Source organism: Plantibacter flavus, from assembly GCF_900177615.1.
In the GTDB taxonomy this organism is placed as follows: domain Bacteria; phylum Actinomycetota; class Actinomycetes; order Actinomycetales; family Microbacteriaceae; genus Plantibacter; species Plantibacter flavus.
Window position 1 is genome coordinate 531,272 of record NZ_FXAP01000003.1, and the last position, 13,255, is coordinate 544,526.

9 protein-coding genes are annotated in these 13,255 nt (G+C 67.8%); 4 read left to right on the forward strand and 5 right to left on the reverse strand.

Annotated features, from left to right (window positions below; genetic code table 11):
• Nucleotides 1-21: 21 nt before the first annotated feature.
• The 5 genes from B9Y95_RS12580 to B9Y95_RS12600 all read right to left on the reverse strand — a co-directional run bounded on the left by B9Y95_RS12580 (nucleotide 22) and on the right by B9Y95_RS12600 (nucleotide 8,515).
• Entirely contained in the window at nucleotides 22-3,636 is a 3,615-nt protein-coding gene (locus B9Y95_RS12580; RefSeq protein WP_085512168.1) for a family 43 glycosylhydrolase, read from the reverse strand.
• 75 nt (nucleotides 3,637-3,711) lie between these two features.
• Nucleotides 3,712-4,755: an ABC transporter permease gene (locus tag B9Y95_RS12585; protein WP_085512169.1), complete on the reverse strand. Its 1,044-nt coding sequence runs from the start codon at nucleotides 4,753-4,755 to the stop codon at nucleotides 3,712-3,714.
• Nucleotides 4,752-5,876, reverse strand: a complete 1,125-nt coding sequence (locus B9Y95_RS12590) for an ABC transporter permease (protein ID WP_123539667.1) — start codon at nucleotides 5,874-5,876, stop codon at nucleotides 4,752-4,754. Before B9Y95_RS12590 ends, B9Y95_RS12585 begins: the two co-directional genes overlap by 4 nt.
• Entirely contained in the window at nucleotides 5,873-7,399 is a 1,527-nt protein-coding gene (locus B9Y95_RS12595; RefSeq protein ID WP_064295086.1) for a sugar ABC transporter ATP-binding protein, read from the reverse strand. The genes B9Y95_RS12590 and B9Y95_RS12595 overlap by 4 nt, the downstream gene beginning before the upstream one ends.
• 117 nt (nucleotides 7,400-7,516) lie before the next feature.
• Nucleotides 7,517-8,515, reverse strand: a complete 999-nt coding sequence (locus B9Y95_RS12600) for an ABC transporter substrate-binding protein (RefSeq protein ID WP_079000993.1) — start codon at nucleotides 8,513-8,515, stop codon at nucleotides 7,517-7,519.
• A 268-nt stretch (nucleotides 8,516-8,783) separates the two neighbouring features.
• Between B9Y95_RS12600 and B9Y95_RS12605 the strand changes: the two genes are divergently transcribed.
• The 4 genes from B9Y95_RS12605 to B9Y95_RS12620 all read left to right on the forward strand — a co-directional run bounded on the left by B9Y95_RS12605 (nucleotide 8,784) and on the right by B9Y95_RS12620 (nucleotide 13,033).
• On the forward strand, nucleotides 8,784-10,367 hold the full coding sequence (locus tag B9Y95_RS12605) for a sugar ABC transporter ATP-binding protein (protein ID WP_085512170.1): 1,584 nt from the start codon (nucleotides 8,784-8,786) through the stop codon (nucleotides 10,365-10,367).
• Nucleotides 10,360-11,397, forward strand: coding sequence for a LacI family DNA-binding transcriptional regulator (locus B9Y95_RS12610; RefSeq protein ID WP_085512171.1), 1,038 nt, complete (start codon nucleotides 10,360-10,362; stop codon nucleotides 11,395-11,397). The genes B9Y95_RS12605 and B9Y95_RS12610 overlap by 8 nt, the downstream gene beginning before the upstream one ends.
• A 311-nt stretch (nucleotides 11,398-11,708) precedes the next feature.
• The gene (locus tag B9Y95_RS12615; RefSeq protein ID WP_085512172.1) at nucleotides 11,709-12,692 is read left to right on the forward strand and encodes a TerC family protein; all 984 of its coding nucleotides are present in this window, start codon (nucleotides 11,709-11,711) and stop codon (nucleotides 12,690-12,692) included.
• A 38-nt stretch (nucleotides 12,693-12,730) separates the two neighbouring features.
• Complete coding sequence (locus tag B9Y95_RS12620; protein WP_085512228.1) at nucleotides 12,731-13,033, forward strand: SOS response-associated peptidase; 303 nt, start codon at nucleotides 12,731-12,733, stop codon at nucleotides 13,031-13,033.
• Nucleotides 13,034-13,255: the final 222 nt, after the last annotated feature.

Genomic DNA, 13,255 nt, shown 5'->3' on the forward strand with positions numbered 1-13,255 from the left:
TCGGTGCTGTGTCGGCGCGGGCTAGGAGGCGACGCGTCGGCGACGGACGACCAGCCACGCACCGGCTGCGACGAGCAGCCCGGCCAGGCCCAGGAATCCGACGACCGAGACACCGGTGGTCGACAGCGCACCAGGACCGGAGCCCGCAGCGCCGGGAGCCGCGGCATCCGCGGCCAGGACGGTCAGCGCCGCCTCGGCCGTGATGCCCGAGTCCGCGCCCAGCGCCTGCAGGGTGTGTGCACCCGGCACCACCGAAGCGGGCACCGTGAGCGTCGCCACGAACGCACCCGAAGCGTCCGCGACGACGGTCCCGAGGTCGGTCGGGGTGGAGAACAGCGTGAACCGCACCTGCTCCCCCGCGGCGAAGCCGGACCCGGACACCGAGATCGACTCACCCACCCGCACCGACGGCTGGTCGATCGTCAGTGTGCCCTCGGCACCGGGCACCGCGATCCGCTGCGGGCCGACGCTCTCGAGGGTCGGGACGACCGGGTTCATGAGGCCCGTCTCCGGGTCGAACGTCAGCCGGTCGATCGTCGTCTCGCGGTGCTGGCCGTCACCACCCGGAATGGCGAACCGGTGGTAGACGATGTACCAGTCGTCGGTGCCCGGCACGTTGAGGATCGAGCTGTGACCGGTGGCGAGGATGCCGAGTTCTGGTTTCTTCTGCAGGATCACACCGCGGTACGTCCACGGGCCGTCGACGCTCGTCGCCGTCGCGTACCCGACCCGGTAGTTCTCCGAACCGGTGTCGTCGATCGAGTACGTCAGGTGGTAGATCCCGTCCCGGTAGTTGACGAAGGCACCCTCGCGGAAGTCGGTCAGACCGTCGATGCGCTTGAGCGTGTCGGCCTTGATCGACAGCATGTCGTCCGACAGCTCGGCGTACACCGGCGCGCCGTTGCCCCAGAACAGGTAGCTCTTCCCCGTCACCGGGTCGGTGAACGTGGCCGGATCGATCGCCTGTCCCGAGGTCACCGCTTCGTCGTTGAGGATCATCGCGTTCGGCTGAGCCGTGAACGGACCGGCCGGGCTGTCCGCGACGGCGACACCGATGGTCTTCCGGTCGACCGAGGGGTTGTGGCCGCTGAAGTAGAAGAAGAACTTCCCGTCCTTCTCCCCGATCGTCGGCGCCCAGGCGTTGCCGGTCGCCCACGGCACGTTCCCGTTCGCGCCGTCGAGCGTCAGGATCGGCTCCGCCGAACGCTCCCAGTCGACGAGGTCCTTCGACGACCAGACGAAGAACTCCTTGCCACCCCAACCGGCGAAGCCGTCCGAGGTCGCATAGATGTAATAGGTGTCGCCCCAGACGAAGACGTTCGGATCGGCGTAGAGACCGGGGATGACCGGGCTCTTCATCTCGACCGCCCGCATCGTCCACGTCACGGCAGCACCCGAGGTCGGCGTCAACGTCACGGTCACCGGGCTGCTGAGGTCGACGGCGGTCCCCGAGGCGGGGCTCACCGTGACACCGGCCGCGGTCGTGAACGTCGGGCTCAAGACGGTGCGGTCCGTTCCGGGGCGCACCGGGAAGACGACCTCGTGACGGTCGTTGTCGACGATCGGGGCGGTCTTCAACACGTCCTCCTCGAGGCCGATGTCGGTGAGCGCCGCGGTGTTCCCGGAGCCGGCGAGCACCTCGTCCGCCGAGAGCGCGCGATTGTAGATCGCGAACTCGCGGAACGCGCCCTTCAGGCGGTTGTCGGCGTCGTAGTTCGAACGGCCCAGGTAGTTGGCGCTCGTCCATCCGCCGCCGATGTCGCCCGGATCGGACGTCACGGTCCCGGTCCCGACGGCGATGCCGTCGAGGTAGATCGTGGCGGTGGTGCCCTGCAGCGTGTACGTCAGCTTCGCCCAGCGACCGCGCGTCAGGTCCTTGCCCTGCGACACCGTCTGCTCCGTGCTCCAGTTACCGGTCGCGAGGCTCGTCCGATACGCGTTGCCGGTGCTGAACAGGTAGCCGTCGCCGGCGCCACCGGTGGTGTTGCCGAGCCCGTAGATGAAGTACGGGTTGGCCTGCGTCGGGTCGATCCAGACCTCCGCCTCCACCGTGACGTCCTTCACGCTGGCGAGCAGGTCGTCGGGCAGCTTGACGTAGTCGTCTCCGCCGTCCAGCTGCAGCGCACCGTCGGAGAAGGTCGCACCGCCTTCGACCGTCGCGTCGAGGCCGTTGCCGGAAACGTCGCTGAGCGTCGATCCTGCGGAGCCGGCGAAGTCGTAACGGACGATCTCGCCGTCCTCGTTCGCGGGCACCGGCTCGGGTGCTCCGCCGAGGCTGTCCTCGAGCAGCTGCAGCTCTGCAGCCGTGACCGGGAGCACCGTGCCGTGGCGCGGGCTCGCGGGCAGGTCGTAGTCCTTCGCGACCTGCCAGTCCGGGTTCGCGATGTCCTCGGTCTCGAGCGGGATGTAGCCGCGTCCGCCGTACTCGTCGACGAAGAGGTAGAACTTGTCGCCGTTGACGTCGCCGGGGTTGGCGGCGAACGCCGTCGGCCCCTCGACCGCGCTGGTGCCGGCGTCGCGACCGATGCAGGTGTCGAGCACCGTCCAGGACTCGAGCGTGGCCCGCAGGTCCGTCGAGGACTCCTGGATGATGTCGGCGCACCCGGTGCCACCGGCACCCTCGTCCTTGGTGAAGCGGTAGTAGGTGTCGCTCGACTTGATCACCGTCGAGTCGATCCGCGAGACACCCTGGTCCTGCCAGACCTGCGGCTCGCTGAACGACGTGAAGTCGCGGGTGGTCGCGTACATCATGCGGTGGTAGCTGTTCCCGGTGTGGTCCGGGTCGTCGGCGCCGTAGAGCGACGAAGCCCAGAAGACCACGTACGCGCCGATGGTGTCGTCGTAGTACGCCTCGGGTGCCCAGGTGTTGCCCGCGTTCTCCGGTGCGACCTCGATGTGCCGCTGGTCAGACCAGGTCACGAGGTCGTGGGACTCCCACACCTCGAGGTAGTGACTGCCCGTCCGGACCGAGTCGCCCCAGGACGTGCCACTGCCGATCGAGAGGTCGGTGGCGATGAGGTAGAAGGTGTCGCCCTCGGGAGAGCGGATGAGGAACGGGTCGCGCAGCCCCTTCGTGCCCTCGTCCGAGGTGAGGACCGGGCGTCCGGCGTTGAGTTCGTTCCAGTCGAGCGCGTTGTTGCCTTCACTGGCGGCGAAGTAGATGTTCTCGCCGGCGAGCGAGTTGCCGGTGAAGTAGGCGAACGCGTAGCCCTCGTAGTCGGGGGTCGCGATCGCGGCGCGGACGGTCGCCGTGAACTCGCGCGTCGCGGTCGCCTCGCCCTGGCTCAGCGTGACGGTCAGGGTGACGGTGGTGTCGGCACCCGGCCTCGTGACGACGCCGTCGGTGGCGATCACGGCGGGGTCCGACGACGCCCAGGCGATGTCGATCCCCTCAGGTGCTCCCGGCAGGGTCAGATTCCCGCGCACGTCGTCGACGTTCGCGATCGAGAGCGCCGCCGCGGCGGCGTCCAGGTCCTCCTGCGTCGTCGGGGCGGCTCGGAAGCTGGACTGGGAGGTCGCCGCTGTCGGAGCGGCCCCCGACGGCGCCGCTGCAGCGGCGCCGGAGGCACCGACGAGCGGCAGGATCAGGGCCGCGATGGAGGTCGCGACGACCGTTTTGAGGCGCAGTTGTCTCATGGGGGTTGGTTCTCCTGGTTCGGCGTCGTTGTCGAGCGGGATGGAACGGGTGGTGCTGCGGGAGGGGGGCGGGCGTCAGGTCTTGCGTTTGCGCGAGACCACGAGTCGCTGGAGGAGGACGAAGACGAGCAGGATGCCGCCGGTGATGATGGTGGTCGCCTCCGGCGGGATGCTGCCGTCGCGGGTGATGAGCACGTTCATGAGGCCGAGGACGAGCGCACCGACGACGGAGCCGAGGACGAACCCGGCGCCTCCGGTCAGCAGGGTGCCGCCGATGATGACCGCGGCGATGGCGTCGAGCTCCCAGCCGACGCCCGTGATGTTCTGGGCGATGCCGAGCTTCGAGGTGTAGACGACGGCCGCGAGGCCGGCCAGCGTGCCGCTGATCACGTAGACCATGAGCTTCGTTCGGACCACGGGCAGCCCCATGAGGAGGGCGGACTGCTCCGAGCCGCCGATCGCGTAGACGGTCCGGCCGAGGCGGGTCTTGTGGAGCACCACGAACGCCGCGGCGACGACGAGGACGGCGATCAGGACGTTCGGGGTGGTGATGAGGTCGTTGATCTTCGGGCCGTCGATCACCTTCCACTCGGTGGACAGCGAACGGATCGGCGAGTCGTCGGCGAGACGCTCCGGGGTGGTGCTGAGCATCGACGCGAGACCGCGCCCGAGGAACATCATCGCGAGCGTGGCGATGAACGGTTGCACGTTGAAGTACTGCACGAGCACGCCCGAGAACACGCCGAACGCGGAGCCGATCAGGATCATGATCACCATGACCGCGATCGGGTTCCAGCCCGAGTTCGCGAGCATCACCCCGATCAGACTGCTGATGGCGATGATCGCACCGACCGAGAGGTCCACGCCGCCCGTGAGGATCACGAAGGTGAGCCCGACGGCGAGGATGATCAGGTAGGCGTTGTTGATGAGCAGGTTCGAGATCGTGCTGGCCTGGACGATGCGTCCGTAGGCGATCTCGCCGTACACGACCATGCCGATGAAGATGACGACGGCCGCCAGGGTGGGCAGGGTCTCGAGGTTGGGCGTCAGCCGCGACAGCAGCGAGCGCCGCGGCAGCACCGGAGCGTCGGGCGCCGGCCGGTCGGTGAGGGTGCTCATGCGGACACCGTTTCCTTTCGCGTGGGGACCGACGCCGTGGGCGTCGTCCGGGACTTCCGCCGGGCGAACAGGGCTCTCACGCGCTGTGACTGGAGGAGGCAGATGATCACGATCACGACGGCCTTGAACGCCGGCGTCGCCGAGGAGGGGATGGAGAGGAACACGATCGTCTTGTCGAGCGTCGCGATGAGGAGCGCGCCGATCACGCTGCCGGTGAGGGAGAACTTGCCACCGGCGAGCGAGGTGCCGCCGATGACGACCGCGAGGATGGCGTCCATCTCCGCGTTCAGACCGGTCTTCGCGACCTCGACCGTCATGACGCTGGCGGTGCTGAAGATCCCGGCGACACCCGCGAGGACGGCGCTCACGATGTAGACGGCGATGAGGATGCCGATGGGGCGGATACCCGCCATCCGGGCGGCGCGCGGGTTGATGCCGATGGACTCGATCATCAGGCCGAGCGCGGTGCGCCGGACGAGGAACGCGACGATCGCGACGATGACACCGGCGATGATGAAGACCACGGGGAATCCGAACACGGTGCCGTTGGCGAGCCAGCGGAAGGGCTCGTTCGTGGCCGAGGTGTTCTGCCCCGAGGTGATGACCTTCGCGAGGCCGCGACCGGCGAGCATCGTGATCAGCGTGGTGATGAACGGCTGCAGGCCGACGATCGAGACGAGCACCCCGTTGACGGTGCCGAGGAAGGCGCTCACGGCGAGCGCGAGCAGTGCTGCGACGATGGCCGAACCGGCGTCGCCGCCGCTCTGGTTGCTCATGAACTCCATCGACACGGCGCCGGAGACGGCCATGACGGAACCGACCGAGAGGTCGATGCCGCGGGTGGCGATCACGAGCGTCATCCCGACCGCGATCATCATGATCGGGGCGCTCGCACGCAGGATGTCGATGGGGTTGCCCGACAGGTTGCCGGTCGTGCCGTTGACGGAGACGCCCAGGTAGCCGGGGTCCTTGACGAGGTTGATGACGAGCAGGAGCAGCAGGGTCACGATCGCCCAGATGTAGGGCTGGTGGACGATGGTGCTGACGACGCCGCGTGCGGAGCCGTGCCCGCCGCGTGCGGAGGAACCGGAACGGGCCGGCCCCTGATCAGTGGCGCTCACGTGGCGCTCCCTTCGGTGGCGATCAGGTCGACGATGGTGTCTGCGGTGACCTCGGGTCCGTTGACGATCTCGCCGATCTTACGGTGGTCCTTCAGCACGACGATCCGCTCGCTCAAGCGCACGACCTCCTCGAGCTCGGAGGAGATGAACACGACGGACATCCCGTCCTCGGCGAGCGCGGCGATCGCCTCCTGGATCTCGGCCTTGGCGCCGACGTCGATGCCACGGGTCGGCTCGTCGAGCACGATGAGCTGCGGCTTCGTCGCCAACCATCGGCCGAGGAGCACCTTCTGCTGATTACCGCCGGAGAGGTTCTTGATGGGTCGTTCCGGGTCGGAGGGTCGGACGTTGAGTTCGAGCAGGTACTTGTCGCAGAGCTCGTTCTGCTCGCGGCGGGACAGCGGACGCGCCCAGCCTCTGCGGGCCTGGACGGCGAGGATGAGGTTCTCGCGCACGGTCAGGTCGCCGATGATGCCTTCGTCGCGTCGGTTCTCCGTGGAGAAGGCGATCTGCTTCGACAGGCCGGCCATGGGCGTGTGGACCTCTGCGGTCGCGCCGTCGATCGTGACCGTGCCGGAGTCGGGACGGTCGGCACCGTAGATGAGCCGACCGAGCTCGGTGCGGCCCGACCCGAGGAGCCCCGCGAGACCGACGACCTCGCCGGCGTGGACCTCGATGTCGACGGGGTCGATGGAACCCTTCCGCCCGAGGTCCTTGGCGCTGTAGAACGCCGGGGTGTCGGCGGTGGCGGTCCGGCCGCGGTTGGAGCCGAGGGCGGCGAGCGCGCCGTAGTCCTTGCCGATCATCTTGGAGATGAGCTCGGTGCGATTGAGGTCCGCGGTGCGGTACTCCCCGACGAACTCGCCGTTGCGGAGCACCGTGAGGCGGTCGCTGATCGCGTAGACCTGGTCGAGGAAGTGGGAGACGAAGAGGATCGCGACGCCCTGGTCGCGCAGTCGGCGCATGACCTGGAAGAGGCCCTCCACCTCGTTGGCGTCGAGGCTGGAGGTCGGTTCGTCGAGGATGAGCACCTTCGACTTGGTGACCATGGCCCGGCTGATCGCGACGAGCTGTTGCAGCGCGAGCGAGATGCTCGAGAGCGGCTGCTTGGGGTCGATGTGCCCGAGGCCGAGCCCGACGAGCGCTTCGTGTGCGGCTTCGTGGGTGCGGCGCCAGTTGATGCCGAAGGGACCGCGGACCTCGTGGCCGAGCATGACGTTCTCGCCGACGGTGAGGTTGTCGCAGAGGTTCACCTCTTGATAGACGGTCGAGATGCCGGCGCTCTGCGCGTCCGCCGTTCCGGAGAAGGAACGGGGGCCTCCGGCGACCAGGATCGTGCCGGAGTCGATCTTGTACACCCCGGTGAGGGCCTTGATGAGCGTCGACTTGCCGGCGCCGTTCTCGCCCATGAGCGTGTGGACCTCGCCGGGGAAGAGACGGAAGTCCACGTCTTGCAGGGCTTTGACGCCCGGGAACTCGATGGAGATGTGCTGCATCTCGACGATCGGCTCGGTGATTGCCATGTCTGCCTGGTCGTTCTGCCGGTCGATCCGGCGTCGTCGCCGGGGAGTCTGGTCCCCGGGAAGCGGGTGGGCGGTCGCCCGGCAGCAGGGGGGTGGCTGCCGGGCGACCGGGTCGGATCAGTAGGCGCGTTCGGGCAGTGCTGCCGTCGCGGCGTCCGGGGAGTCGAACGTGACGCTCGGCACCACGATGTCCGATTCGACCGTGTCGCCGGCGAGTGCCTTCTTGACGATGTCGATCGCGGTCTCACCGAACAGCGGGTTGTATTCGGCGACGAAGCTCAGGCGTCCGGCGGCGAGTGCTTCGAGCGCCGCCTTGGTGCCGTCGATCGTGATGATCTTGACGTCGGTGCCGGGCTTCAGGCCGGCCTCCTCGACGGCGAGTGCAGCGCCGAGGCCCATCTCGTCGTTCTGTGCGAAGACGAGCTGGACGTCGTTGTTGTTCGCCTTGAGGATGGTCTCGAAGACGCTCTTCGCCTCTTCGGTGGACCAGTTGGCCGACTGCGACTCGAGCTTCGTGAAGTTCGGGTCGATGGTGTCGTCCCAGCCCTTGTTGCGGTCGTTGACGACGGAGAGGCCGGGAGGGCCCTCGAGGACGACGTACTTGGCGCCGTCGGGGAACTGACCGTTCGCCCACTCGGCGGCCGAGGCGCTGATGCCGACGTTGTCGGGGGCGATGCGGCTCGTGTAGAGCTCGGTGTCGTTCGGCTCGATGCCGCGGTCGAGCAGGACGACGGGGATCTCGGCCTCCTTCGCGCGCTCCAGGACGCTCTCCCAGCCGGTCGCTTCGGTGGCGGACAGCAGGATGGCGTCGACGCCCTCGTCGATGAACGAGGTGAAGGCGGTGATCTGCGAGTTCTGGTCGCCGTTCGTCGCCGGTGCGTACTTGAGGTCGAAGCCGTTCTCCTTCGAGAACGAGTCCTGGATGTTCTTCTCGTTCGCGGTGCGCCATCCGCCCTCGGGGCCGACGGCCACGAAGCCGATGGTGGTGAGTTCGCCGTCGGAACCGGCGTCGCCGTCGGAGCTTCCGGAACCGCTGGAGCAGGCGGTCGCGCTGAACGCGAGAGCGCCGACCAGGGCGAGGCCCGCGAGTGCGCGGACACGTGTTGTCTTGAACATTGTTCTCCTCTTTGAGACCCGCGGTCCCGACGATGGGTGCGGCGTGAATGTGACGTGCGTGGTGCTGCGGTGACGCAGGTGGTCGGAAATTGTTAGCGATCACATCTGCGTTGTGCTGAACATTAGCCAGGGCTCGAAGTGGTTGTCAACAGGCAATGTTAGCCCTCACAATTCTCCCGGAGCGGCCTCCCGGCGGTGCCGTCGCGCGCGCTAGAGTCGGGTGATCAACGGACACCCCGGCCGCGACCAACTCGATGGAGAGCTGCAGATGACCTCGCCCACGCCACTCGTGCAGTTGCGCGGTGTCTCCGTGAGCTTCCCCGGTGTCAAAGCGCTCGACGACGTCGACCTCCGGTTGTTCCCCGGCGAGGTCCACTCCCTCATGGGCGAGAACGGAGCGGGGAAGTCGACCCTGATCAAGTCGCTGACCGGGGTCCATCGGATCGACAGCGGAAGCATCCTCCTCGAGGGACGCGAGGTCTCGTTCTCGAGCGTCGCCGACGCCCAGGCGCACGGGATCAGCACCGTCTACCAGGAGGTCAACCTCCTCCCCAACCTGACCGTCGCCGAGAACATCCTCCTCGGCCGCGAACCACGTCATGCCTGGGGAGGGATCTCGGGGAGGCGCATGCGCGAGCGCGCCCGCGAACTGCTCGCCGTCGTCGGACTCGACATCGACCCGGCCTCGCAGCTCTCCGCCCACCCGCCGGCGATCCAGCAGCTCGTCGCGATCGTCCGGGCGATCGCCGTGCGCACCAAGGTGCTCGTCCTCGACGAACCGACCTCGAGCCTCGACAACGACGAGGTCACCGAGCTCTTCCGGGTCATCTCGATCCTCAAGGCCGAGGGCGTCGCGATCCTCTTCATCTCGCACTTCCTCGACCAGGTCTACGAGATCTCCGACCGACTCACGGTGCTGCGGGAGGGGCGTCTCGTCGGGGAGTACCTCCCACATGAACTGCTCCGGATCGACCTCGTCCACAAGATGATCGGCAAGGAGCTCGCGACCTTCGACGAGATCCGACGCGGGCTCGACACCTCCGACGAGGGCGACGCCCTCGACGGTGAGGACCCGTTCGTCGCGGCGATCGGGCTCGGGCGCCAGGGTGCGATCGAACCGATCGACCTGAAGGTCTACGAGGGCGAGATCGTCGGCATCGCCGGCCTGCTCGGCTCAGGCCGGACGGAGCTCGCCAGACTCCTGACCGGCGTCGACCGGGCCGACACCGGCTCGGTGGAGGTGGCTGGGAGGGCCACCCGCCTCGGATCCCCGCGTCGCGCCCTCAAGCAACGGATCGTCTACGCGTCGGAGAACCGTCGCACCGAGGGGATCATCGGTGACCTCAGCCTGCGCGACAACATCGCGCTGGCCCTCCAGGCGGACCTCGGGTGGTTCAGACGCATCCCGCTGCGTCGGCAGAACGAACTGGCCGAGAGCTACATCCAGGCGATGGGCATCAAACCGGCGAATCCCGATGCGCTCATGAAGGAGCTCTCAGGCGGGAATCAACAGAAGGTACTCTTGGCGAGGTGGCTCGCGCTCGCTCCTCGGTTGCTCGTGCTCGATGAACCGACCCGAGGCATCGACATCGGCGCCAAGGCCGAGATCCAGAAGCTCGTGACCCGGCTCGCCGAGAACGGTCTGTCGGTCGTGTTCATCTCAGCCGAACTCGAGGAGGTCCTGCGCATCAGCCACCGGATCGCCGTGCTGCGCGACCGACGGAAGGTCGCCGACCTCCCGAACTACGACCTCACCGTCTCGAAGCTGCTGGCCGCGATCTCGGAGGGGCCGGACGAGGCCCCGCCGCAACCGAGCACGACCGCCGACGACGAGAGGGGACCGCGTGGCTGAGCCGTCCCGTCATGCGACGATCTTCGACGTCGCGCGGCTCGCGGGGGTGTCGCACCAGACCGTGTCACGGGTGCTCAACGACCTCCCGAACGTTCGGCCGGCGACGAAGGCGCGGGTCGATGAAGCGATCAAGCAGCTGCGCTACGTCCCTTCCCCCGCCGCGCGGACACTCGTCACGAAGCGCTCCCGGACCATCGGCCTCATCGCCACCGGCGGTACGGAGTTCGGGCCCTCGTCCTCGGTCCTGCACTTCAACGCGGCGGCCCGCGACGCACGGTGGTCGGTCTTCACCGCGAACATGGTGGACAGCGACCCGGGTTCCGCGCGTGCAGCGGTCGAGGGGTTCCTGCGCCAGAACGTCGAGGGCATCGCCGTCATCAGCGCGCGCGAGGGGGTCACCGACATCGTGGCGGGGATGGAACTCAGCGTGCCGCTCGTGGCGCTGCACGCCACGCCACGTGCAGGTATGGTCACCGTCGGCGTCGACCAGTACGCCGGCGCGCGTGCCGCGACCGCCCACCTCATCGGGCTCGGCCACCGGCGCATCGGGCACCTCGCCGGACCACCGGACGCGATCGACGCCCGCGAGCGCGAGCGCGGCTGGCGAGACGAACTCGCCACCGCGGGTCTCGTCGCGCAGGTCGTCGGGACCGGCGACTGGACGCCGACGTCCGGATACGCTCTCGGCCGTCAGCTGGACGACGAGGTCACCGCGGTGTTCGCCGCCAACGATCAGATGGCCCTGGGGCTCATGCACTCGCTCACCGAGCGCGGACTCCGGGTCCCGCTCGATTTCAGCGTCGTGGGGTTCGACGACATCCCCGAGGCGGAGCACCTCTCGCCGCCGCTCACCACTGTGCAGCAGGACTTCGAACAGGTCGGCCGGACCCTGCTCGCGACCCTGCTCGACCACGTCAACGGAGAACCCCCGGGAGCGGTGCCGCCCTCGGTACCGGAGCTGATCCTGCGCGACTCCACGGCGACGGCGAACGCCGAGCGCTTGGCGAGGCGCAGGGTCGACGCCCCCTGAGCGTCTCAAGCCCCTGACCCCCACCCGGTCCCTGAGCCCCACCCCGGTCCCTCAGCCCCACCCCGGTCCCTGAGCCCCACCCCGGTCCCTCAGCCCCACCCCGGTCCCTGAGCCTGTCGAAGGGCGAATTCCCAGGTACCCCGCCCACCCCCTGACCTACACTTGTCGGAGCAGGGGGAGTACTCCTTCGCGACATGCTCGTCAGTACGGATCCGCCATCGGGTCCCGGGGTGTCGGCTCTCATCAAGAGTGGAGAAGACCGTGTTCCGACCATCGCGTCGGAGTCCCGTCCTCGAGCCCCTGGAGCCACCATGGCCGTCACCCCGCTGATCTGGATCATCACCATCGGTGTCACGATCCTCTTCTTCGTCTACGAGTTCTTCGCGCACGTGCGGAAGCCCCACGAACCGACCATCGCCGAGTCGGCACGCTGGTCGATCTTCTACGTCAGCCTCGCCCTGCTGTTCGGCGTCGGCATCGGCCTCGTCTCCGGTTGGACGTACGGCGGCGAGTACTTCGCCGGGTATCTGACCGAGAAGGCGCTGTCGATCGACAACCTGTTCGTCTTCCTCATCGTCATGGCCGGGTTCGCCGTCCCGAAGGCGTACCAGCAGAAAGTGCTGATGATCGGCATCATCATCGCGCTCATCATGCGCGGCGCGTTCATCGCCGTCGGCGCCGCACTCATCGAGAACTACTCCTGGATCTTCTACCTGATGGGCGCACTGCTGCTGTTCCTCGCGTACCGCCAGGCGTTCGGCAGCCACGAGAGCGACCCGGCCAACGGCAAGGTCGTGGGATTCGCCCGCCGCATCCTCCCGATCACCGACACGTATCACGGTGACCGACTCTCGGTGAAGATCGACGGCAAGCGCTTCTTCACGCCGATGCTGCTGACGATCGTCGCGATCGGGTTCGTCGACCTCGTATTCGCTGTCGACTCGATCCCCGCGATCTACGGCCTCACCGAGCAGGCGTACATCGTGTTCACCGCGAACGCCTTCGCCCTCATGGGCCTGCGTCAGCTGTTCTTCCTCATCGGCGGCCTGCTGGAACGCCTCGTCTACCTGGCGCAGGGCCTCGCCGTCATCCTCGCCTTCATCGGTGTGAAGCTCGTGTTCCACGCCCTCCACGTGAACGAGCTGCCGTTCATCAACGGCGGTCGGCACATCGACTGGATCCCCGACATCCCGATCTGGTTCTCGTTGCTCTTCATCGCCGCGACCATCACCGTGGCGACGGTCGCCTCGCTCGCGAAGACCCGCCGCGACGCACGGGCCGGCATCGAGCGGTAGGGGTCGACCGACCGCACATGCGCTCCTATGCTGAGCGCATGTGCGGTCGCTTCGTCGTCACCGATTCCACGTCCACCCTGCTCGCAGACCTCGTGGCCGAGTTCGAGGCGCCTGCGCCCGACTACAACGTCGCTCCCACCACCGAGGTGACCGTGGTCCGCACCCGTCACGACGAACGGACCGCGACCGGCGCCCGCTGGGGCTTCCTCCCCGGCTGGGCCAAGGACTTCGCCAAGCAACGCCCGCAACCCATCAACGCGCGCATGGAGACGGTCGCGACGGCGTCGATGTTCCGGAAGGCGTTCGCGTCAGCACGGTGCATCGTGCCGGCTTATCTGTAGTGGGCCGTCACCGGGGGTCGAGAAACGCGCCTCAAGTCGCGGTCCGTTCCATTGAAGACGCGTCATCGAAAGATTCCAACACTGCTCTCGATCGAGGATCGAGTGGAACAGGATGCGGACCCGGACGTGTGAGCAGCCTCGCTCTGTGTCGTCGTTTTCGCTGCGATCGGTGTCGGGTCAGGTGGTGCCGATGACGAGGGTGCTGCGGGCGGCCTCGACGAC